Source organism: Ectobacillus sp. JY-23 (genome assembly GCF_023022965.1).
Taxonomy (GTDB): Bacteria; Bacillota; Bacilli; order Bacillales; family Bacillaceae_G; genus Ectobacillus.
In genome coordinates this window covers 3,506,381-3,527,358 of the sequence record NZ_CP095462.1, presented here as the reverse complement: position 1 = coordinate 3,527,358, position 20,978 = coordinate 3,506,381, and the positions used below count along the sequence as shown (strand labels likewise).

The window sequence follows — 20,978 nt, the reverse complement described above, 5'->3', positions numbered from 1 at the left end:
CATAAAATACAGTAGGAGGGGATCGAATGCATATGCAAGCATTTTTACCGCCACATGCGGTTTTGCTTACGTACAACGGCTTTCCCGCCGTTGGGACAGGCGATGTAGATGGAGACGGGCAGGCTGAAATAGCCTGCGTCTATCGATATTTTCATACAAGCTATATTTTACTGCTGAAGCAGCACCGCGGCATGTGGTATATGCTTAGTCATACAGAAGGCAAAGGCACGCGCCTGTCTCACTTCGGCATGGCACCCGTCACAACACCAAGCCGAACCGATTTGATGATTCATTGGGAGGATGCACGCTCATTATCTGTCTATCACTGGACGCCGTCAGGTCTTCAGGATGTAAGTCGGCAAACCGAACATTTGCATCCAGCACCGGTGTCTACAGCAACCGGAATCAAATGGGGTTATATCAACGATACGGGTCAAATGGTGCTGAAGCCGCAGTATGAACAGGCGCTTCCGTTTCAAACGAACGGACTTGCAGCGGTAGAGGCTACAGGACGCTACGGACTCATTGACACCACAGGTCAATACCGTGTTCCCCCACGCTATGATATGGCACCGTCCTTTACAGAAGGACGCGCGGTTGTCACGCAAAACAATCGCTTTTACGTGATTAACGAACAGGGAAACACACTTTCTGAAGGATATGACTATATCAGCATGTACAAATCAGGCCGAGCTGTGTACGGTATAGGAGATGCATATGGTTATCTTGATGAGAGCGGGAAGGCACTAACAAAGGCGCTCTATAAACGTGCCGACGACTTTGTCGGTGACAAAGCGGTCGTACAGCTACAAAATGATACATATGCTCTCCTTGGTCGTAGCGGTGTGCAAATCCAGCCCTATCCCCACGCATTCGTCGGTATGCTAGGTGACGGCTTACTTGCGTTCACAGCTGAAAGCGGCGGCTTATACGGATATATGGATGAGAACGGAAAAACAGTCATTCCCCCGCAATATACCGGCGCACAGGTATTTGCCAAAGGACGTGCCATCGTAAATACCGGCAAGGATTTTACCAATCAATACGGCCTAATTGACCATACGGGGCGCTTTGTTATACAACCCGTTTATGAAAGCCTTCTATCCCTCGGTGAAAAACGCTTTGCAGTCGGCAAAGCGCTTGATCCGGCACAACCCTTTCTCGGCTCTCGGTACGCACTTGCTGATCAAAATGGGCGCTTTTTCAGCAGCTTTATCTATGAAACCATTGAACCCTTTCAAAACGGTCTTGCCTCGGCATCCGACCGAACTCGCACCTTTTTTCTTACTCGAAATGGACATGTGCATCATCCCGTTTTAAACGGCCGCGGTACATTATCTCAGGAAGGCGCGCTCATCCGTGCTCATATTGATGACCGACTTTCCTATTACCGAGACAATCGCCTGATTTGGCAACAAAACATGACTATTTCTTTTGGCACACTTACCGTGCAGCAGCATACCTACAAGCCGCGCCCTGACTATATCGTGTACTATCCACAAATCCAAGACATACCACAGCAAGCTATGTTAAATAAAATCCTAAGAGACATCTCACAGGTTAAGCAACCTGAGCCGGGTGAATACAGCTACAGCGGTGATTATGAGGTGTTCTTTTATAAACCGAATTTGCTTATTCTTCGGCTTTCTGGCTACACATTTTATTACGGTGCAGCGCACGGTATGTCAACGATGCGATACGTTCACATCAACACGGAAACAGGTGAGATGTATGCGCTCAAGGACTTGTTTCTACCAAACAGCGACTATGTAAAAACAATTAGCGATATCATCGCCAAGCAAATTCAAACAGACCCGACATATAGCTATGTATTTCCTGATACCTATAAAGGAATTGCACCCAATCAGCCATTTTATGTAGATGAGCAGGCACTCTATGTGTATTTCACACCATATGAGATTGGTCCGTATGCCGCTGGCTTTCCAACGTTCACCATTTCGTTTCCATCTCTGACTGCAATTTTATATAAAGAGGGGTCGTTCTGGCGCTCTTTTCATTAGGCTCTTTTCTAAGCGATTGTTGTCTTTAGATAGGTTTAGTTGGAGTGGAAGGCGCGAGACTCCTGCGGAAAACGAGCAACCCCGAGCGGAAATCAACTACTCGCCACTATTTGTTACATCGCAACAAAGTTTACGAAAACAGCCTTTCATTAAAACCCGTTCGGACGCATCATCAACCATCTTGCCAAGTGTGTATTGCAGTTCTTCTTCCATATACAAAAAAATGTTGTTTTTATAAACAAAACGTAGCTTTCACATGACTTTTCCAAATCGTACCCATATAGTTCACCTCACAATTATGTTAGAATGAGGGGTGGATAAAATGGATTGAAGGTGACTGTAATGCTTGTACTCAATCAAGATGTAATTAACAACTTTTTTTATATTTTATTAAGTATTTTTCTCGCTTTCTTCTTAATAGAGAAAAAATATGTGCCTTTGCACCGAGCAAAGCCTGTGTTACTGATAGCTGCAGCTGTTTCCATTGTGCTATGTATGCTCTCTCCTATCGATGTAATTGCAAACTGTGTACATGATATGAGGCAAATTCCATTTATGCTTGGTATTTTATACGGCGGCTGGCCCATCGGTGGCATCTTATTAGCGGTCTTAATCGGATTTCGCACAATGATTTACGGCTACACCATGATTTCGACTGTCGTCTACATCACCATGTTTGTCTTAACACTTTTCTTTGTCAAACCGTTCGCACGCATGAAAAGTAAACAAAGGGTGCGATTGGCGACACTGCTGTACATCATTCTCGCTACTGTTGCAGCCATGCAAGCGCAGCTTTTAAACAATTTCCAAATCACGTGGAGCTATGTAATCAATTTTATTTTGTTTCCTGCGGCAGGAATGTTTATGATTGCCTCTATTGTAGAAACACTGCGAAATCATTTGAGCTTCAGCAATAAGATGGTACGTCTTGAAAAAATGGAAGTTGTCAGCCAGCTAGCAGCCAGCATTTCACACGAAGTGCGAAATCCGTTAACAGTTGTGAAGGGGTTTTTGCAGCTGTTTAAAATGGACGGTTTAACGGAAGAAGAAAAAAAACGCTATATTGATACAGCTCTGATTGAACTGGACCGTGCGGAAGGAATTATTAGCGATTACTTAACGTTTGCCAAACCAACTTCAGCAAATATAACTACCATTGATGTAAAACAAGAAATGCAACGAATACTTGATATGCTTCGTCCATTCGCTTATGAAAACAGCGTCCTGATACACGAACATCTCGAAGAATGCAGCGTGAAAGGAAATGTACAAAACGTTCAGCAGGTACTATTGAACATTGTGAAAAATGCCATTGAGTCGATGCCAAATGGCGGTGTATTGCGAATTCAAACCAAAAAAACACGCAATAAAGTAATCATTCATATTCAAGACACGGGATGCGGCTTAACAAGTGAACAGCGCGCCCGTTTAGGAGAGCCTTACTTTTCCACAAAGGAAAAGGGAACGGGTCTTGGCTTAATGGTTTCTTATCGCATTATTGAAGCCATGAAAGGAACCATAGAAGTGGAAAGTCAATTGGGAACGGGTACTACGTTTACAATTGCGCTGCCAGTACCACTTTGCAATAAAGCACACAATGTCTCGCCCAAAACAAACAAGGAAACCGTCAGCTCACTATAAGCTGACGGTCTCTTTTATTCCTCATTCACTTCTTCTTCCGTCTTAACAGGTACGCTTTGCACCGGCTCGTTGATGGACACCACAACATGTCCCTCACCTTTACACACCTTGCAAGTCATAAACGAAAGCAAGCGCAGCTTGTACTGTGTCCCACTGCCTTGACAATGCGGACAAATATATCGAAATGGCATATTGTAACCTCTTTTCATAATCGCTGATCCATGCAGGTGCTCCTGCTAGCGCTATTATAACGAAGGAAGTTTCAGATCACGTTACAGCCATATGAAAAGTTCATTACAACCCGTATTTACATCTATATATAAAAGTTCATTGTTGCTTTTCAGCTGCCTAACACCGTATAGGCATAAAATAAGGCTGTTCCCTCATGTGGAACAGCCTTCGCTTATTCATCCATGCAAAAACTTCACACAAACTGGATATGGTACAGCTACATCTTTTTGCAGCAGCGTAAGTGTTCCTGCTTCCGCATCTCTTGCGAACAACGTTAAGCTGCCGGATTCTTGGTTGGAAGCGACCAGAAACTGTTCTGTCGGATCGAACATAAAATCACGCGGCCAGTCACCTTCCGTATGCGTGTGCGCCACAAACGCAAGCTCACCTGTTTCTTGTGTTTGAAACACGGCGATGCTGTTATGGCCGCGGTTGCCTGCGTACACAAAACGTCCGTCACTTGACACATGAATGGCGCTGCCCTGGTTGTTTTCTGTAAAATCGCCTGGAATCGTGGAAATGTACTGCATTTCTTGGAATACGCCCTCTTGATAGGACAATACGATGACTTCAGAGCTCAGCTCCGTCATCACATACGCAAGCTTGCCATTTGGATGGAATGCGATATGACGCGGTCCGCTTCCCGCCTTGACCTTTAACGTATGTACCCTTGTAAGCTTGCTATCCTTTACCTCATATGTAATGACTTCATCTGTTCCTAAATCTACCCCGATTACATACGTTTCATCAGGTGTAAATCCTGCATAGTGCGCATGCGGCTTTTCTTGTCTTTCCTCATTTGGACCAGAACCGCTATGCTCCATCACCGATAAAACGGAACGCAAGCTACCGTCTTCATTCACCTGATAAGACTCAATCGTTCCTTTATGATAATTCGCCGTCACGACTGTGCGCTTTTCGCTGTCCACACTCACATGACAGGGTGATGCGCCTTCTGTTACCTGCGTGCCTAAAGCCTCTAGACGTCCGCCCTCGATACGGTATGCGGCAGCTCCGCCCTTGTCTCCCTCTTTTACAACCGCATACAAGTAACGGTTGTCCTTACTCACTGTTACGTATGTAGGATTATCAAGCTCCGCCGCTAATTGTACGTCACGAATTTGCTGCGCTTCTGTGTCAAGCGTGAAGGAATAAATACCCTTGCTGTCACCTTTTGTATAGGTGCCGATATAGCCTGTAAAGTTGCTCATCCATGCTGCTCCTCTCAAATGGTTTGTCTCCATTATACCTGAACTTCAATCATGTTTATACTTTTACCCCCTCATACATATAAATTCATTTCACCAAGCTTCCGAAAAAAGCGTATACGCGGTCCGCAAACGTAGGCAAATGCTCATGACCGTATTCAGGGAAAATGACCATCTCCTTGGAGGATTGTATTTTATTATAAGCCGCAAACTGCGTGGAAGGCGGACAAATCGCATCCTCTAGCGCCGTTGCCCACAGCACGTCCGCTTGAATTCTGTCTGCTAAGTGCTGGATGTCAATATAGCCAAGCCTATTAAAAAACGCAGCCTCCCGCTCATGTGTTGGATCGAAAAACCTGAAATAATAATGTATTTCTTCATAGGCGGAATTACGGATATCCAACTCCCACACTCGTTTATAATCCGATAAAAACGGATATACAGCCGCCGCTCGTTTAATTCTCGGCTCCAGCGCCGCACACGCGATGGCGAGCGCGCCGCCTTGGGATGCACCGTACACACCGATCCGCTCCGCGTCCACCTCTTCCATCGCACATAAAATCCGCGCCGCCTGCACCGTATCCAAAAATACATTGCGATAATAAAAGCGCTCGGGATCCGGATCGTCGATGCCGCGGATGATATGTCCCTTCAGCGTGGGACCCTTCACCTGCAGATTGTCCTCGGACAATCCCCCCTGTCCTCGGCAATCCATCGCCAAAATAGTAAACCCCTCCGCCGCGTACGCCAGCTTTCCGACCCAATCTCCGCTGTCGCAATGATAGCCATGAAAGAATAAGAGTCCCGGTCCTTTTCCCTGTTTCCGCTTCGGCTTCACTAGCTGACAATGCACACGCGCACCGCCAACACCTGTGAAATACAGATGATAGCAATCCGCGACTTGAGATGGAAATGCTGCCGGCACAAGCTCATAATCTTTCCCTCTTTCCTCCACATCGCGCAAGCCCTTCTCCCAAAATGCGTCAAAATCCGCCGGCTTTGAATTTGTTCCTTTATACGCCCATAAGTCCGCAAGCTTCATATCAAATTTCATTACCCTCCGCTCCTTCCCCGATCCGCAGCCGTTCCAGCAGCTCTAGACAGCATCTTGAATTATGGTACAGCACCTTCCAATCATTCGAAACATCGAGCTTCATGGCGATGCCTTGTTCATCAACAGCCCAGTGCCATTCCCCATTCTTGCGTGTATCGCTCATATACACCTTCACATACGTCCAAAGCCTTTCTACCAGCTGTAAAAAACGCTTATCCCTCGTGCGTTCGTACGCGTTGAAAAAGCCGACCAGCGCTTCTGCCTGTACCCACCAAACACGCGTCGTATCCAAATCCTTCCCTACACGTTCGTTCGCCAAGGAGCCGTCAGCCAACACCGCGCAATCTGCAATACAAGAAGCGATATGCTGCACCATTACACCGCACTCGCTCTCCCTTAGCCCAAGCTCCTTCAAAGCATCATCAATCAGCCAGCTCGCCTCAATATCATGACCGTACGAATGTACATCCACAAGACTATTCCAATTCTCATCAAAAAAAGCGTGCATTCGTTTTGAATCTGCATCATAAATCCGTTCATGAAACACGCGAAGCAGAAGCAGCAATTTATCGCGCAGTTCTGCAGACGGCCACACTCGGTACAGGTTCGTATAGGCCTCCAGCACATGCAGAATCGTGTTCGTGGTGATGGGAGCTGAACAAGTGCCCCCAAGCTTATCATTAGGAAGCGCCTGCCAATCTCTTGTGAACTGTTCCGCATATGCGTTCCTTTCCGCTTGGTACGCCCGCTCCTCCACGAGCCGAAACAATGCCTTGGCCCGTTCAAGCGCCTCCTGCTGTCCTGTCGCCCTCGCGTATTCACTGAGTGCATACATGCCGAAAGCTTGTACATACACATGCTTTGTCGCATCCTTTACATTTCCTTTATAATCAAGCATCCAATACAAGCCGCCCGCTTCCTGGTCATACAGCCGCTCTGTCAACAACAAATACGCATGACGGGCGCAGGAAAGGTACACATCCCGCTTCGTGACGCGATATGCCGCCGAAAACGCCCAAAGATATCTTGCGGTCGCCACGCCGCCTTTATCAGCAAAATGGTCAACGCGCAGCTCGTGATTGACGCGTCCGTAAAACCCACCGTTTTTTTCATCCTTCAGTTTCATCCAAAAGGGCAGAATATGGTGCTCCAGCTCGTACGCGACTTCATCGAACATCTCTTTCATGCCAAGCACCTCCCCTCGCATTTGTATCTACCATCACATTGCGAATCCATTTCCCCGACAGCGTCCGTTTTACGCCGAAAATTGCCCGGGCACATTCATGAACGTTTGCAAGTCCGTAAACTGCATAAATCGGAAGCTGCAAATACGCGCCGACAGCGGCCAGCGGCAATCCCAAGGCCCACACGCCAATTGTATCCACGTAAAACACAAACCTCGTGTCTCCTCCTGCTCTCAAAATGCCGATATTGTTCACCATGTTGAGCATTTTGGCCACGAAGATGATGGCATACACGAACAAAACATCTTTTGCGTATGTGGCCACGGCAGGTGATACCCTATATATATCGATGAAAACAGATGACAAAATCACAATCCCAACAGAAGACAAGATTGCCATTTTGGTTGTGATGGACAAGAAGCGTCTGGCATACGCTTGTGCACTTCGTTCCTCTCCTGCGCCGATGCTGTTGCCAATGATAGTTGCCGCGGCCTGGCTGATGCCTGAAAAAAGCGCAATGAAAATGAAAATCAAAGGATCTACTAGTGAAACGGCCGCCGTCTCGTCTGTCCCCATACTCGCATATATCCAAAAATACGTCACATCTCCTAATGTCCAGGTAATATGATTCAAAATGGAGGGCGTGGCAATCCGAAAGAAATCCCTTTTGAGCGGTCCTCTCCAAGAAGCCTTGAACATAGATCGTTTTATGGAAAACAATTGCTGATGCCATACGAGCCAAAACAGCACAGTACACTGCACAAATCTAGAAACAACGGTTGCAATAGCCGCTCCTTCCACGCCAAGCGCCGGTAGACCTAGGTTTCCGCCAATGAGCAAATAGTTCAGCACTGTATTTAGCAACAAGGCGAACACGCTCCCGTACATCGGGACTTTGACCTGCCCGACCGAGGCGAGGACACCTGAAAATAGAATGGTGGCCGCCGTAAAAAAATAGCTGTACGACAAAATCTGTATAAAGCTGGCTCCTTGCTTGATTACTGCAGGATCATTTGAAAACAGTGCGATCCATTCATGAGAGAATACAAGTGTCGTTCCCATAAAAAGAAGAGAAAAAAGCGACATGATTCCGAAGGTGAGCAGCAGGATATGCTTAATACCCGTCATGTCCTTTTTCCCCCAATATTGCGCTGTAAAGATCGCAGCTCCGCTTCCAAAGCCCTGTAACATGATAATTAGAATTGTGGTATATTTATTGGCAATACCCACAGCCGCGATGCTGCTTTCTCCCAGCTGTCCCACCATCACCGAATCCACCATGTTCAGACTGGAGGTGATCAGGGACTGAATTGTGACAGGAATAACAAACGCCAGCATCATGTGATAAAAACTGTTATGATCTCCCTTTTCCATGCTTCTTCCTCACAAAAGCTGCCGCATCTTTAGAAAATGATACAGTGCCCCAATTTTGCCGGCTTGGTTCCGAAACTGGCAAACATCAATCTCTGTCAGCTCGGCGGTTTCTGGTCGTATCTCCTTCATATTCATCCGAATGCGTGAAGCAAAATCCTCTCTGGCGCTGATTGCCCCGCCCAGCAAAATCTTTTCAGGTGCCAGGCTGTACACGATATTATGCAAACCAATGGCCAAAAACGTATAGAACTTGTCAATTGCTGCAAGCGCCGCCTCGTCCCCCTGCGCCGCCAGCTCAAATACGCGCTTACCGTCCGCGTCCGGGTATTTATTTGCAACATTGTCAATCAAGGAACGTGTAGATGCACTTTGACTGAAGGAGTGAGTTTGCACCAGCTGCGCAAGCTCTCCTTCCGCGTGCAGCGTCATCAAGCCAAATTCACCGGCCATGGAGTGCTTGCCCCGATATAAGTCGCCATTGATGAAGATACCGCCGCCAATACCCGTTCCAACCGTGACGCAAACGAAGTTTTCACAATCTTGGGCGTTGCCCTTCCATTTTTCCGCAAGCGCGACGCAGTTCACGTCATTATCGGCTTCGACCGGCAAGCCAGTTCGTTCTTCTAAAACATGTTTGATGTTGATATGCTGTAAATCCGTAACTGCGCCCATAAAATAGACATAGCCGCTTTTCACCTCGATTGCGCCGGGTACGCTCATGGCGATGCCGGATACCGGCGATTTCTCCTTATATGCCTCGATGATAGAAGCAAGAAGCGGTATCGTCTCGCCGTTTCCCTGTCCTGGCGTAGGTACGCTACCTTCCTCCAAGATGTTTCCTTCCTTTGTCATCAAAGCATGCTTAATTGCCGTGCCGCCAATATCGAATACCACAAATGTTTCCATAACCGTTCCTCCTTATAGGACAAGTGCCTGTTCAGGTGCTGAAGCTTGCCGCTGCTTTCTTTATGAAAAATGACCTGCAAAGAGGTCATTTTTCCTTGGTTTTATTCATCAAAAGCCGCCGTTCTTCGTGACTTCCTTAAACCAAAGACCGCTCTTTTTCACGGTGCGCTTGCAGTTGTTCTGCAGGTCGATGGAAACGAAGCCGTAGCGGTTCTTGTAAGCATTCGTCCAGGACCAGTTGTCCATGAACGTCCATAGATGGTACCCCTTCACGTTGCTGCCTTCTTCGAGCGCTTTATGCAGCCATTTCAAATGGTCGGCGATGAACTCGATGCGATAATCATCCTGAATCATACCGTCCTGCATAAAGCGTTCTTCTCCCTCGACACCCATGCCGTTTTCGGAGATAAAGCATTCGATGTTTCCGTAATTTTCTTTCACGTTCATTAAAATATCATAAATACCCTTTTCATAAATCTCCCATCCACGGTAGACGTTCATTTTGCGGCCCGGCATCACGTAGTTATCGAACAGGTGCTCAGGCATAAACGGTGCATCTGGATGCGGCATACTTTCTTTGGCCTTCACGCGGCGTGGCTGATAGTAGTTCACGCCAAGTAAATCTACCGTATTTTCGCGAATGATGTCCAAATCGCCTGCCTCCATCTGCGGGAGCAAGCCACGCTCCTTTAAAATCTCAACCAGCTCCCCAGGAAACTCGCCTTTTACAGAAGGATCTAAGAACGAACGGTTGAAAATGGCATCCGCGATGCGAGACGCCTGCAAATCGGCAGGGTTTTGGCTTCTAGGATAAGATGGTGTCAAATTCAAAATGATGCCGATTTTTCCGTCTTGCCCGCTGTCTCTATAGGCTTTGATTGCCAGTGCGCTCGAGAGCATCGTATGATACGCGACCTGCACCGCACGTTGAAAATCCACCACGTTCGGATAATGAAAATCATATAAATAACCGCCCTCGACCGGCACGATTGGCTCATTGTGTGTGAACCATTTTTTCACGCGATCGCCGAACAATGAAAAACATGTCGCCGCGAAACGCACATAGGCATCCACAACCTCTCTGTTTTCCCAACCGCCGATGCTTTGCATCTCGTAAGGCATATCAAAATGAAACAGGTTCATGAACGGCTCGATACCGCAAGCAATCATCTTATCAATTACCTTGTTATAAAACGCCACAGCTTCGGAATTCACCTCTCCCCTTCCGTCTGGAATAAGACGTGACCAGGAAATGGAGAAGCGGAAGGAATTGTGACCAAGACGTTGCATCAATTCTAAATCCTCTTCATATGTGTGATAAAAGTTTGACGTGCGCTCTGGTCCCACACCATCGTGGAACCGATTCGGCTCTTGCTCATACCAATGGTCCCAAATGCTTTTACCTTTTCCACCCTCACTTGCCGCTCCCTCCGTTTGCGGAGCTGAAGAAGCCGTTCCCCACCAAAAATCCTTTGGAAATGCGTATTTCACCATGTTAATCCACCTCTTTGTTTTATTTTGGCGCAGCCTCTCATCAAGGATGGGAGACGATGATTTCACAGCGCCCTTCAATTTCAAAATCCCTGAATCCCACCGGCAGCAAGAAATGTGCTCCCTTTTGCAGCACATAGACTTCATCGCCATAGGTCATATTTCCTTCCCCTTGAATGACGCTAGCGAGCAAGTACCGATCCTTGCACGAAAATCCTGCCCTACCACTCACTTCCCATTTATAAACGGAAAAGAAATCTGATTGAACAAACGCTGTGACAACCACAGCTTCTCTTGTTTCCACAAAGACTTGGCCACCTTCGGCACGATGAGGCACCGTGGTCACCTCAATCGCTTTGTCCAAATGTAGCTCCCGCTTATTGCCATCTGTGTCCGTCCGATCATAGTCGTACACCCGATAGGTCGTATCTGAGCTTTGCTGCGTTTCTAGCACGAGCGTTCCCTCACAGAGTGCATGAATCGTGCCGCTTGGGACATAAAAAAAGTCGCCAGGCTTAATCGGCACCCGCCGCAGCAAGCCGTCCCAATCACCATGGTCAATCGCAGCTGCCAATTCTTCCTTCGTTTGTGCATGATGACCGAATATCATTTCAGCGTTTTCCTTACAGTCAATGATGTACCAGCATTCCGTTTTGCCAAGTTCGCCATTTTCATGGACATTCGCATACACATCGTCGGGATGCACCTGTACAGAAAGGTCCATGTTCGCATCCAAAATCTTCGTCAATAGCGGAAATACAGGATGTACCGGATTTCCGAACAGCTCCGGGTTCTCGTCCCACAGCTGCGCTAATGTTTTACCGGCGTATATGCCGTTGGCGACGCGAGAGGAGCCATTTGGATGTGCTGAAATCGCCCAGCACTCCCCCGTTCTTTCAGAAGGAATATCATACTGAAACTCCCTCTGAAGCGCTGTTCCGCCCCAAATTCTTTCTTTGAATACTGGTGTAAAAAAAAGCGGTTGCAACTCAATCCCTCCAAACTCCTATGAAACTATGCTTGTATACTCCTTCTTATATGCCTGCTCGGCGATTAACAATGAACCGATCACACCTGGATCCTCCAGAGCAGGGGGCACGATATACGACTCCAACGCCGGAAGCTTCACGTACCCGCTCAGCAACGCTTCCACATGCTTAAAAATGTGCGGAAACAGCTGCTTTTGTCCCATCACGCCGCCGCCAAGAACGATTCGTTTCGGAGAAAGAATTAAAATGTATTGCAGCAGCGCCTGTGCAATATAGTAGCCTTCCATTTCCCAAACCTCGCTGCGGTCCGCTAAAGCAGCGCCCTCTGCACCCCAGCGCTCCTTCAGCGCCGGTCCCGCCGCAAGACCCTCTAGACAATCCGCATGATACGGACACCTTCCTCGATATAAATCCTCAGGGTGACGCCGCACAACGGTATGACCCATTTCAGGATGAGATAAGCCTTCTAGTAACTTCCCTCCAACAATTGCTCCCGCACCGATTCCTGTACCAATTGTTACGTACAAGCAGCTATCCAATCCCTTTGCCGCACCGTACGTCGCTTCTCCGAGCGCCGCGGCGTTGACATCGGTATGAAAACCGACAGGAATGTGAAAGGCTTCCTGCAGCGTACGCACAATCGGATACTGGCGCCATGCCACTTTCGGTGTTGTCGTGATGCAGCCGTATGTCGCACTGCCCCGATCTACATCAATTGGTCCGAACGAACCTACGCCAATGGCCACAAGCTCGAACGCTTTGAAAAAGTCCATCACCCGGCCCATCGTTTCCTCAGGCACAGTCGTGGGAATCCGCACTTTTTGTATGATGTTTCCGTTTTGATCGCCGACCGCACAAACAAACTTTGTGCCGCCGGCTTCGATTCCCCCAAATAGCATATCAATACCTCCTGCTTCCCTATGCTTCTAAAAAACTTGTAACCTAGCCTTTACCTCCTCGTCCGTTCCGCTGAGCAAAAGGCAAGCAAGACAGGTCACGCTAAAGGTGAAAAAGAAAAGCAGAATTTGCATATGTAGGCTTACCCACCCGCACAGCAGCAGCGTCGCCAAAATCGCGATGCTGGACACTGGCTTGTAAAACACCCGCAGCAAGCCTTGCTTACCCAGCTCTTTCACTTTCCAAGTACCTCCGCCCAAGCACAGCATATAAAACGAGGCGATGAGAAGGACACAGCCGACATACAGCAGCACAAAGAATGCTAGCTGTGAAAAAGTGCCCTTCATGTGCCAAAGCACATACAGATCGGATAGGAGAATGGCAGCGCACACTAACAAACAAGCACCCAACCGGTTTGCATACAGAAAAGAACGCCTATATGTCCGCCAAAACATGCGGACAGGCCGTGTCTCCTCGCCGCGCAGCCATTGCCGCAGCACCGATATCATCGCGAACAGAGCTGGAAAGACACCGAACAGCCCGAAGCCGAGAAGAGTAAAGAGTAAAAACAAGATGTTCAAACATGCCAATCTCGCAATCCACAAGGAAGCGGTATACAGCCAAAGCGTACCTTTATTCTGTGGCATCCTTTCTCCTCCTTACTTCACGGCACCATTGGAGATGCCCTCATAAATATGCTTTTGCAGGAACAAAAACAGCACAATCGTCGGAATGAGGACGATAAGAACGCCTGCGCAAATCACATTCCATTCCGCTCCGAGCGGCCCCATGAATTTATAGGCAACCGTTGATACAACCCCCATGTCCTCACCTGGCATATACAAAAACGGAATATAAAAGTCGTTATAAATATTAATTGTTTTGATAATAACAACTGTTGCGGTTGCTGGCGCGAGCATCGGGAAAATGATAGAACGATAGATTTTAAAATACGACGCACCCTCAAGCATCGCTGCTTCATCAAGCTCCATTGGAATCGTGTCGATGAATTGAATGTAAATATAAATCATCACTACATCCGCTCCCAAATACAGGAGAATCGGTGCCCAAATGGTATTAACCAATCCCAAGTTGCTTACAATTCCAAAAGTAGATACCTGCGTGGTTACCAAAGGAATTAACGTAGCAACCAAATATGCGCCCAAAATGAGCTTTTTCAGCTTGAAATCAAAGCGACTCAGCGCATAGGCGACCATCGTTCCGATAATGACGTTACCAATGACGGCCAACCCAATGATGGTAATCGTATTTTTAAAGGCGATACCTAATCCTCCGGCTTCAAACACTCTCACAAAGTTATCGAGATGCAGAAAGCTTTCCGGGAGCGCAAGGCGGCTCGTCAAGTTATATTCTTCCTTTGTTTTAAAGGCGGAGAACACGATCACAATGAGCGGAAGCAACACGGTGAACGCTCCTGCCACCAGGGATAGATATTTCATAATTTTCCAAAGCAGCGCCGATACGCGGCGGTCCGGCAACGCTGGCTGCACGTCGGCACGCGCCTTGAGATTCGTTTTCACGGTTTGCATATCAGTCACGCTCCTTCAGCAAAATTCTTTGCAGGGAAATGACCACTACGACCACAGCCAGCAACACAATTGCCATCGCAGAAGCAAGGCCGATATTGCTAAACCGGAACGCAGTGTCGACGGTTTGAATGACAAACGTCATGCTGCCATTTGCACCCTTTGTCATGATGAACGGTATTTCGAACACGGAAATGGCCCCTGAAATGGTCAAAATCATGTTGAGCTCTAAAATACGGCGGATACTCGGCAGCGTGATATACCGGAATTGCTGCCACTCTGAAGCGCCGTCAATTTTTGCCGCCTCATATACATCCTGCGGAATCGATTGCAGAACACCGAAGAAGATAATCAAGTTCAAGCCCATGTATCGCCAAATGGACGTAAACGCCAAGGAATAGTTGATTAAATCCGGATTTCCAAGCCAGCTTTGCTTCCAGTACTCCAAACCCAACAGTGTCAAAAAGCTGTTCAGCGTTCCTTTCGGATCAAAAAACACGGTAAAAATTAACGCGATCGCCACGCTGTTCATGATGAAAGGGAGAAACAGCGTCGCTTTGAAAAAGTTTTTCCCACGTACCTTCGAATTGAGGATGACTGCGAAATACAAGGCCAATGCCAATTGAACCAATCCGCCTATGAAATAATAGATGCTCGTGCCGAACACCTTAAACATATCGGAGCTGCTGAAGATTTCCTTATAATTTCCGAGTCCTACCCAATTTTTCTCCGGACTTAAGCCGTCCCAAGAGGTGAAGCTGTAGTAAAAGAGCTGTGTGGCGGGATAGTACGTGAATGTGACCAGCAAGGTCAAAGGTATCAATAAGAACGAAAACAAAATGATATATCGCTGTGCTTTATAGCTGAGTTTCGACATATGGCCAGCCCCCTTTTGCATCACAATGAAGGAAAGAGGGGCTTGCGCCGCCTCTTCCTAGGATTACTTGATGTTCAAGCTATCCTTTGCTTTTTTCCACTTTTCATTTAAGTCCTTCAGACCGTTTTCGTAATTTTTATTCAGCATCAAATCTTGTACGTATTTACCGCCGTAGAAATCGATTTGCGCTTTGTTCGCGATATTCGTCAGCTCCGGTTGGTCAGATACACTGTAAATCAGCTCAGGCTTGTAGCTTAAGAATTCTTGTAGCTGCGGAATTTTCGGTTCTTTATCCTTAATTGTTGGAATCAAACCAGAAAAATCATCATAGCCGGACTCTTCTACCAGGAATTTCACGAACGCTTTCGCTGTTGCCACGTTTTTACTGTTTTTGCTGACTGCGTAGCACCAGTCGCTGCCCATCAAGGATTTCACTTTGCCGGAATTGTCCGTTGGGAATGGGAAGAACCCAATATCTGCTGGCTTCGCGCCGTTTTCAATGATCTGGTTGATCACCCAGTTGCCTAAGAACATCATGCCGAATTTTCCTTGCGCCATGTCGCCTTTTGAGCTTTCCCAGTCAGTCGCGATCAAATCAGGCTCTGTGTAGCCTTTATCAATAAACGTTTTCAAAATGCTCAACGATTGTTCATATGGTGTGCCCTTGGCAAACGGTTCGTTTTCTTTAATCAGTGTGTTGCGGAAATCTGCATTGCCTGTCATGATTTGCGGCAGCTTATCCCACTGCTGCAGCGGCCATTGCGCGTTGAAGTTTGTCGCCAGCGGCACGATGCCAGCCTGCTTCAACTTTTCAGCAGCTGCATATAATTCATCTAAGGTTTTCGGGACCTGCTGAATACCTGCTTTTTCAAAAGCTTTTTTGTTGTATACGATGCCTTCCGCAACCACACCAGATGTCACACCGTACATTTTGTCTTTATATGCCTTGATATCAGGGAAATATACCTTGTCTTCTAGTCCCAAATCATTGAGCGGCTCGAAATAATTGGCAAATTGCTCAGGAGATACTCCATTTGGAATCAAAAGCGCATCGCCGTATTGCTTCGAGGAAAGACGCACTTTAATATCACCGTCATAATTACGCAGCGCTTCAAATTTTACATCCTTTACATCCGGATACTTCTTCTTAAAGGCCTCTTCAATTTTCTTGTATTCTGTATCTACCAAATCCGTACGATTCGTAATAAAAGTGATCGTACCACCTATTTTGTCGCTTTGTTTCTCTGTACTTGTGCTTTCTTTGCTGCTGCAGCCCACTAATGCGAGAGAAGCTGTCAAAAAAGCGACAGACAACACCTTCGTTACCTTCTTCATCCCCTTTAACCCCCTATAAACCGAAATGAGTGTGCAAACGCTATCAGGAAACGCTTACACACTCATTATCTCTTACTCCCCTTATGGTCACAATGTACGCTCTTTACATTTTCTTGTTCAATTTTGAGGTCCTATATTCCTTAGGTGTAACCCCTTCTCTTTTCTTAAATACTTTGTTGAAATAAATAGGATCGCTATACCCCACTGCATGTCCTACTTCATATGTTTTCAATGCTGCTGATGCTACTAGCAGCTCCTTAGCCCTTTCAATTCGCACACTCATAATAAAGTCCGTGATGGTTTCTCCTGTATTTTCTTTAAACAATCTGCTTAAATAGCTCGGATCAAGAAATACCTGTTCCGCCAGAATTTGGAGTTCAATTTTCTCTTGATAGTGATTAACAATATAGCTCTTTACCTTCCGCACCGTTTGATGCTCACCCAGATCGTAAGCTTGTTCCTTTTTCCCATGAATGCTTTGTAGTACATGAAATACTTCCCGTTTATTGACCGGCTTTACTAAATAGTCCTGCACACCGTAGCGGATTGCTTGCTGTGCGTAAGGAAAATCGCTGAAGCCTGACAAAATGATGCATGGCAAATTGGGATAAGTCTCTTTCACTTCTTTGACCAAGGTTAAACCATCCATTTCAGGCATTTGAATATCGGTAATAATTACATCGATATCTGGCGTAAAACGTTCTAGTGCTTCCTTTCCATTTCGGCAAAGAGCTACAGCCTGATAAGCATCATTTCCCTTCTCAATCATTCGTGCCAAGCCAGCACGAATAATCTCTTCATCATCGACAATCATGATTTTCAACATGCTATTCCCTCCCCATAACACACGGAAGTTTGACTTCCACTGTTGTGCCGGCTCCTTTCACACTGTAAACCTGCAGACCATACATCTTTCCGTACAGGACTTGAATGCGCTCATTCACATTTCGCAGACCAATGCTTTTCTTTTGTGTTTCGATTGGATACTGCTGCTCTGTCTTCAGATTGTTGCGAACCTGCGTCAGCCTCTCCTCGCTCATGCCAACACCGTCATCTTTTATATATAAATAGAAGGCCTCCTCCGTTCGTTTGCAGGAAATCGTAATGTTCATCTTTTCGGTGTTACTATCATAGCCATGCATGGTCGCATTTTCCACAAGCGGCTGCAGCAGCATCTTCATTACTGGATACCCTCGATATATCTCTTCTGTCTGGAGGTGCAGCATAAACTGATTACCGAATCGAAAGTTCATGAGTTTCATATAATTCTCAACATATTGCAATTCTTCGCCTAGCGTACATGTTTCAAAACCGCGCTTCATGCTGTACCTCATCAGCTGACTTAGCTGATAAATCATGTCTCCTGTTTCCTCATCATCATGCATTTCCGCGTTCATCCGAATTGTTTCTAGCGTATTGTAAATGAAATGCGGATTAATTTGGCCCTGCAGAGCATCGAGTTCTACCTCTCTGTGCTTTCGCTCCATTTGCTTCGTCTGCAGCATCAGCTCGCGTATATTTTGAAACATACTATTAAACTGCAAATATAATTGCCCGATTTCATCCTTCCGATCCGTATTAAATGTCGCCTTTAAATCATCTGTTTCTTTGATGCTTCTCATTTTTCTCATTAACCCCTGCAAAGGAGTGACAATGTTTTTGGATATAAGTAAAATCACCAAGATTGTAATGCACATCAAAAACACAATTGCCCCCAGCAGGACAACCTGAATCTGCGTGATATCAGACACAAGCTGATGTACAGGCACCGTAATAGATAGCTTCCAATTATACAACTTCGACGGCACTTCAATCGTAATGGCCTGTTTAGCAGCATCATAGTATTCTGGGTTTGGCATCCACATATCAAAAATCTTCTGATTCCACGATTGTTTCCGCTCTGTACGCTGTTCATCAGCGTTCGCTTCTGTAATCGTCACCTTTCCTTTTGTAATCGAATTCAGCTTCTCGAGGGCATCCTCCACAACAGAAACATCTGTTTCCGCCACAACCATGCCGAGTACTTCCTGCGTATACAAATCCCGAATTTCCCTTAGTACGGAAAATGTATAAAAGGTTTTGGAGTGATTTTCCGCTGGCACTTGATTCAAGATAACAATGGGAACACCTTGTGTTCTCGCTTTATACAGCAAATTTTGCAGTGTAATATAATCTTCCCTTGTATAAGCAGACGTTTGTGAGTTCTTTTTATCGTAATACGCTCGCCCATCGCGATTAAAAATATAAAGAGAGTTACTGCCTTTCCCTAAATTGTTATAGACTTTAAGACTTCTAATAAAGTCTAGTTCCCTGCGATACACCTCTTTTTTCTCTTCTACATTCATCGTATACATAGCTATGTTATTAGATTGAATGAGAAAGCTTTGAATATCACTGGAACGATTCGGAATATCTGCCGTACTAAGCGCATCACCAATAATACTCTCTATGGCTGCTGTGGTTTGTTCTCCTAGAATTTGTGTATTTTCAATTGTTTTCGATTGCATCAAATGAATCATGCTGCTGTAGGAAATAAATACGACCGCGATTAAGCAAATGGTATAAAAAAGTAGGACATACGTCAGTCGTTTTGACAAACTGATTTCTTGAAAAAATTGCAGTATTCTCTTTTTCATCCTGTATTAAACCCTCTATGAATATCGTGAAGAGAGGCGCTCCTTCTTTTTGATATACTACATCTATAAATCACACTTTAATACTAGATATGTAAAACGCTTTCATAAATAGTAGCTTGCCGTTTTTAAGAATGCAACGTAAAGTTTTGACCTTTTATTGTTTTTTCTTGTGTTATTTCACAACAACAAAGAGCATCGTTTCTCTAGAAACGATGCTCTTTGTATAGCTACTGCATAATATTGAGTTTGATGTCCTCATAAAACATGTCTTTTACTTTTTGCAAATCTGCGATTGTCACATTTCCCTTTTCCTGCAAATCTGCCAGCATAGCATCTCTTTTCTTAAGCTCCTCACTCACCAGCTCTTTCATTTTTTCAGGCATTAAAGGCAGATCCTGCTTTTGAAATTTGGCAATTTCATCTCTCATACGTGCCATCGCGTCTTTGACCTGTTGCTGATCTATCTGTTGTCCTTGCTTCATGAAATCATTCACATCATCTCGAAACATCTCCACTTTCTTCCCAAATGCATCCGCTTGTTTTGCAAATACATCTGCTTCTTGTTCGAATTGATTTACCTTCTCCTCAAGCTGCTTTGCCTTTTTTTCTACATCAAACGAACAACCAGCTAAACATAAAACGGCAATGCCTGCCATCATCATATGCCTCATTCTACAACACTCCCTTTTCTTGATACTTTCATTATAGGCAGAAAAAGTAATACCCTAACCTGACTTTCGGATAAAAATCAGTCATAAAATGACTGAAAAACTTCATTTGAAGCAAATCTGCAAACTACGCTATACTGAAAGGACTATATCTAAAGGAGAATATTATGGCTGCTAAAAAATACTATGTCGTCTGGAAGGGACGAAAAACAGGCATTTTCAACACATGGGCGGAATGTGAGGCACAAACAAAAGGATTTACTGGCGCTCGCTTCAAATCATTTCCAACGCTGGCGGAGGCACAAGCTGCCTTTAACGGTACTGCAACAACTGCAAGCAAGCCAAAAGCAAAAGCAACGGAACCGATTGCTATTGACGAAAACAGCATTTCCGTTGATGCTGCCTGCAGCGGCAATCCAGGTATGATGGAATACAAAGGTGTTGATACCAAAACAGGGGCAGTACTTTTTCATTTTGGTCCTATTCTTGGTACAAATAATATCGGTGAATTTTTAGCAATCGTGCATGCACTTAGCATGCTGAAAAAACAAGGCTCAGCAAAAACCATTTACACGGACTCTAAAACGGCACTCGCTTGGGTACGCAATAAAAAAGCAAACACCACACTGCGCCGCGATGCCGGTACCGAACAGGTGTGGACAATGGTGGAGCGTGCAGAGAAATGGCTGCGTGAAAACACCTATCCCAATAAAATTATCAAATGGGATACCGCACAGCTTGGTGAAATTAAGGCTGATTTTGGGCGGAAGTAACAGCTGACTTTTACATGAAGGTTTCCTCGCTTTACAATGCGTATTGCGACCATTATGAAATTTAGAGAAAAACAGCAGATTACCAAAAACGCTAGCCTCTTTCTAAATCATCTAAACAAAAATCAGTCGCGATGATTCTAATCTTA

General features: G+C 45.8%; 19 protein-coding genes. 3 read left to right on the top strand and 16 right to left on the bottom strand.

Features of this window, described 5'->3' with window-relative positions; genetic code table 11:
* The first annotated feature begins 26 nt into the window (after positions 1 to 26).
* Positions 27 to 2,021 (top strand): WG repeat-containing protein, encoded by a 1,995-nt coding sequence (locus MUG87_RS17730; protein ID WP_247083948.1) that lies wholly within the window; start codon positions 27 to 29, stop codon positions 2,019 to 2,021.
* A gap of 333 nt (positions 2,022 to 2,354) precedes the next feature.
* Complete coding sequence (locus MUG87_RS17725) at positions 2,355 to 3,662, top strand: ATP-binding protein (protein ID WP_247087772.1); 1,308 nt, start codon at positions 2,355 to 2,357, stop codon at positions 3,660 to 3,662.
* Positions 3,663 to 3,676: 14 nt separating this feature from the next.
* Here the strand turns inward: MUG87_RS17725 and MUG87_RS17720 are convergent, their stop codons facing one another.
* The 16 genes from MUG87_RS17720 to MUG87_RS17645 form a co-directional block, all read right to left on the bottom strand.
* Positions 3,677 to 3,853, bottom strand: a complete 177-nt coding sequence (locus MUG87_RS17720) for a hypothetical protein (protein WP_247083947.1) — start codon at positions 3,851 to 3,853, stop codon at positions 3,677 to 3,679.
* Positions 3,854 to 4,069: 216 nt separating this feature from the next.
* Positions 4,070 to 5,104 carry a lactonase family protein gene (locus MUG87_RS17715; protein ID WP_247083946.1) on the bottom strand — a complete coding sequence of 345 codons (1,035 nt, stop codon included), beginning with the start codon at positions 5,102 to 5,104 and terminating at the stop codon, positions 4,070 to 4,072.
* Positions 5,105 to 5,189: 85 nt separating this feature from the next.
* Positions 5,190 to 6,155 carry an acetylxylan esterase gene (locus tag MUG87_RS17710; protein ID WP_247083945.1) on the bottom strand — a complete coding sequence of 322 codons (966 nt, stop codon included), beginning with the start codon at positions 6,153 to 6,155 and terminating at the stop codon, positions 5,190 to 5,192.
* A complete protein-coding gene (locus tag MUG87_RS17705; RefSeq protein ID WP_247083944.1) occupies positions 6,145 to 7,341 on the bottom strand; it encodes an AGE family epimerase/isomerase in 1,197 nt (398 codons plus the stop codon). Before MUG87_RS17705 ends, MUG87_RS17710 begins: the two co-directional genes overlap by 11 nt.
* Positions 7,322 to 8,677 (bottom strand): MATE family efflux transporter, encoded by a 1,356-nt coding sequence (locus MUG87_RS17700; protein WP_281503705.1) that lies wholly within the window; start codon positions 8,675 to 8,677, stop codon positions 7,322 to 7,324. The genes MUG87_RS17705 and MUG87_RS17700 overlap by 20 nt, the downstream gene beginning before the upstream one ends.
* A 45-nt stretch (positions 8,678 to 8,722) precedes the next feature.
* Positions 8,723 to 9,619: an ROK family protein gene (locus MUG87_RS17695; protein ID WP_247083942.1), complete on the bottom strand. Its 897-nt coding sequence runs from the start codon at positions 9,617 to 9,619 to the stop codon at positions 8,723 to 8,725.
* Between the two features lie 108 nt (positions 9,620 to 9,727).
* Complete coding sequence (locus MUG87_RS17690; RefSeq protein ID WP_247087770.1) at positions 9,728 to 11,113, bottom strand: glycoside hydrolase family 1 protein; 1,386 nt, start codon at positions 11,111 to 11,113, stop codon at positions 9,728 to 9,730.
* 40 nt (positions 11,114 to 11,153) lie between these two features.
* Positions 11,154 to 12,104, bottom strand: coding sequence for a mannose-6-phosphate isomerase, class I (gene manA / locus MUG87_RS17685; RefSeq protein ID WP_247087768.1), 951 nt, complete (start codon positions 12,102 to 12,104; stop codon positions 11,154 to 11,156).
* A 12-nt stretch (positions 12,105 to 12,116) separates the two neighbouring features.
* A complete protein-coding gene (locus MUG87_RS17680; protein WP_247083941.1) occupies positions 12,117 to 12,998 on the bottom strand; it encodes an ROK family protein in 882 nt (293 codons plus the stop codon).
* Between the two features lie 27 nt (positions 12,999 to 13,025).
* Positions 13,026 to 13,643: a YesL family protein gene (locus MUG87_RS17675; protein ID WP_247083940.1), complete on the bottom strand. Its 618-nt coding sequence runs from the start codon at positions 13,641 to 13,643 to the stop codon at positions 13,026 to 13,028.
* A gap of 12 nt (positions 13,644 to 13,655) precedes the next feature.
* Positions 13,656 to 14,546: a carbohydrate ABC transporter permease gene (locus MUG87_RS17670; protein WP_247083938.1), complete on the bottom strand. Its 891-nt coding sequence runs from the start codon at positions 14,544 to 14,546 to the stop codon at positions 13,656 to 13,658.
* A gap of 1 nt (position 14,547) precedes the next feature.
* Positions 14,548 to 15,420, bottom strand: a complete 873-nt coding sequence (locus tag MUG87_RS17665; protein ID WP_247083936.1) for a carbohydrate ABC transporter permease — start codon at positions 15,418 to 15,420, stop codon at positions 14,548 to 14,550.
* Positions 15,421 to 15,483: 63 nt separating this feature from the next.
* Positions 15,484 to 16,755: an ABC transporter substrate-binding protein gene (locus MUG87_RS17660; RefSeq protein ID WP_247083934.1), complete on the bottom strand. Its 1,272-nt coding sequence runs from the start codon at positions 16,753 to 16,755 to the stop codon at positions 15,484 to 15,486.
* Between the two features lie 103 nt (positions 16,756 to 16,858).
* Positions 16,859 to 17,581, bottom strand: coding sequence for a response regulator transcription factor (locus tag MUG87_RS17655; protein WP_247083932.1), 723 nt, complete (start codon positions 17,579 to 17,581; stop codon positions 16,859 to 16,861).
* Position 17,582: 1 nt separating this feature from the next.
* Complete coding sequence (locus MUG87_RS17650) at positions 17,583 to 19,391, bottom strand: sensor histidine kinase (protein ID WP_247083930.1); 1,809 nt, start codon at positions 19,389 to 19,391, stop codon at positions 17,583 to 17,585.
* Positions 19,392 to 19,618: 227 nt separating this feature from the next.
* A complete protein-coding gene (locus tag MUG87_RS17645; RefSeq protein ID WP_247083927.1) occupies positions 19,619 to 20,062 on the bottom strand; it encodes a hypothetical protein in 444 nt (147 codons plus the stop codon).
* Between the two features lie 164 nt (positions 20,063 to 20,226).
* Here MUG87_RS17645 and MUG87_RS17640 point away from each other — a divergent pair, with 164 nt between their 5' ends.
* Positions 20,227 to 20,832, top strand: a complete 606-nt coding sequence (locus tag MUG87_RS17640) for a ribonuclease H1 domain-containing protein (protein ID WP_247083925.1) — start codon at positions 20,227 to 20,229, stop codon at positions 20,830 to 20,832.
* Positions 20,833 to 20,978: the final 146 nt, after the last annotated feature.

Excerpts from the sequence above, each read along its gene's own strand:
- MUG87_RS17730 (WP_247083948.1), top strand. The coding sequence starts at position 27 with ATGCATATGCAAGCATTTTTACCGCCACATGCGGTTTTGCTTACGTAC.
- MUG87_RS17720 (WP_247083947.1), bottom strand. The coding sequence starts at position 3,853 with ATGCCATTTCGATATATTTGTCCGCATTGTCAAGGCAGTGGGACACAG.
- MUG87_RS17715 (WP_247083946.1), bottom strand. The coding sequence starts at position 5,104 with ATGAGCAACTTTACAGGCTATATCGGCACCTATACAAAAGGTGACAGC.
- MUG87_RS17710 (WP_247083945.1), bottom strand. The coding sequence starts at position 6,155 with ATGAAATTTGATATGAAGCTTGCGGACTTATGGGCGTATAAAGGAACA.
- MUG87_RS17705 (WP_247083944.1), bottom strand. The coding sequence starts at position 7,341 with ATGAAAGAGATGTTCGATGAAGTCGCGTACGAGCTGGAGCACCATATT.
- MUG87_RS17700 (WP_281503705.1), bottom strand. The coding sequence starts at position 8,677 with ATGCTGGCGTTTGTTATTCCTGTCACAATTCAGTCCCTGATCACCTCC.
- MUG87_RS17695 (WP_247083942.1), bottom strand. The coding sequence starts at position 9,619 with ATGGAAACATTTGTGGTATTCGATATTGGCGGCACGGCAATTAAGCAT.
- MUG87_RS17690 (WP_247087770.1), bottom strand. The coding sequence starts at position 11,113 with ATGGTGAAATACGCATTTCCAAAGGATTTTTGGTGGGGAACGGCTTCT.
- MUG87_RS17680 (WP_247083941.1), bottom strand. The coding sequence starts at position 12,998 with ATGCTATTTGGGGGAATCGAAGCCGGCGGCACAAAGTTTGTTTGTGCG.
- MUG87_RS17675 (WP_247083940.1), bottom strand. The coding sequence starts at position 13,643 with ATGCCACAGAATAAAGGTACGCTTTGGCTGTATACCGCTTCCTTGTGG.
- MUG87_RS17670 (WP_247083938.1), bottom strand. The coding sequence starts at position 14,546 with ATGCAAACCGTGAAAACGAATCTCAAGGCGCGTGCCGACGTGCAGCCA.
- MUG87_RS17665 (WP_247083936.1), bottom strand. The coding sequence starts at position 15,420 with ATGTCGAAACTCAGCTATAAAGCACAGCGATATATCATTTTGTTTTCG.
- MUG87_RS17660 (WP_247083934.1), bottom strand. The coding sequence starts at position 16,755 with ATGAAGAAGGTAACGAAGGTGTTGTCTGTCGCTTTTTTGACAGCTTCT.
- MUG87_RS17655 (WP_247083932.1), bottom strand. The coding sequence starts at position 17,581 with ATGTTGAAAATCATGATTGTCGATGATGAAGAGATTATTCGTGCTGGC.
- MUG87_RS17650 (WP_247083930.1), bottom strand. The coding sequence starts at position 19,391 with ATGAAAAAGAGAATACTGCAATTTTTTCAAGAAATCAGTTTGTCAAAA.
- MUG87_RS17645 (WP_247083927.1), bottom strand. The coding sequence starts at position 20,062 with ATGAGGCATATGATGATGGCAGGCATTGCCGTTTTATGTTTAGCTGGT.
- MUG87_RS17640 (WP_247083925.1), top strand. The coding sequence starts at position 20,227 with ATGGCTGCTAAAAAATACTATGTCGTCTGGAAGGGACGAAAAACAGGC.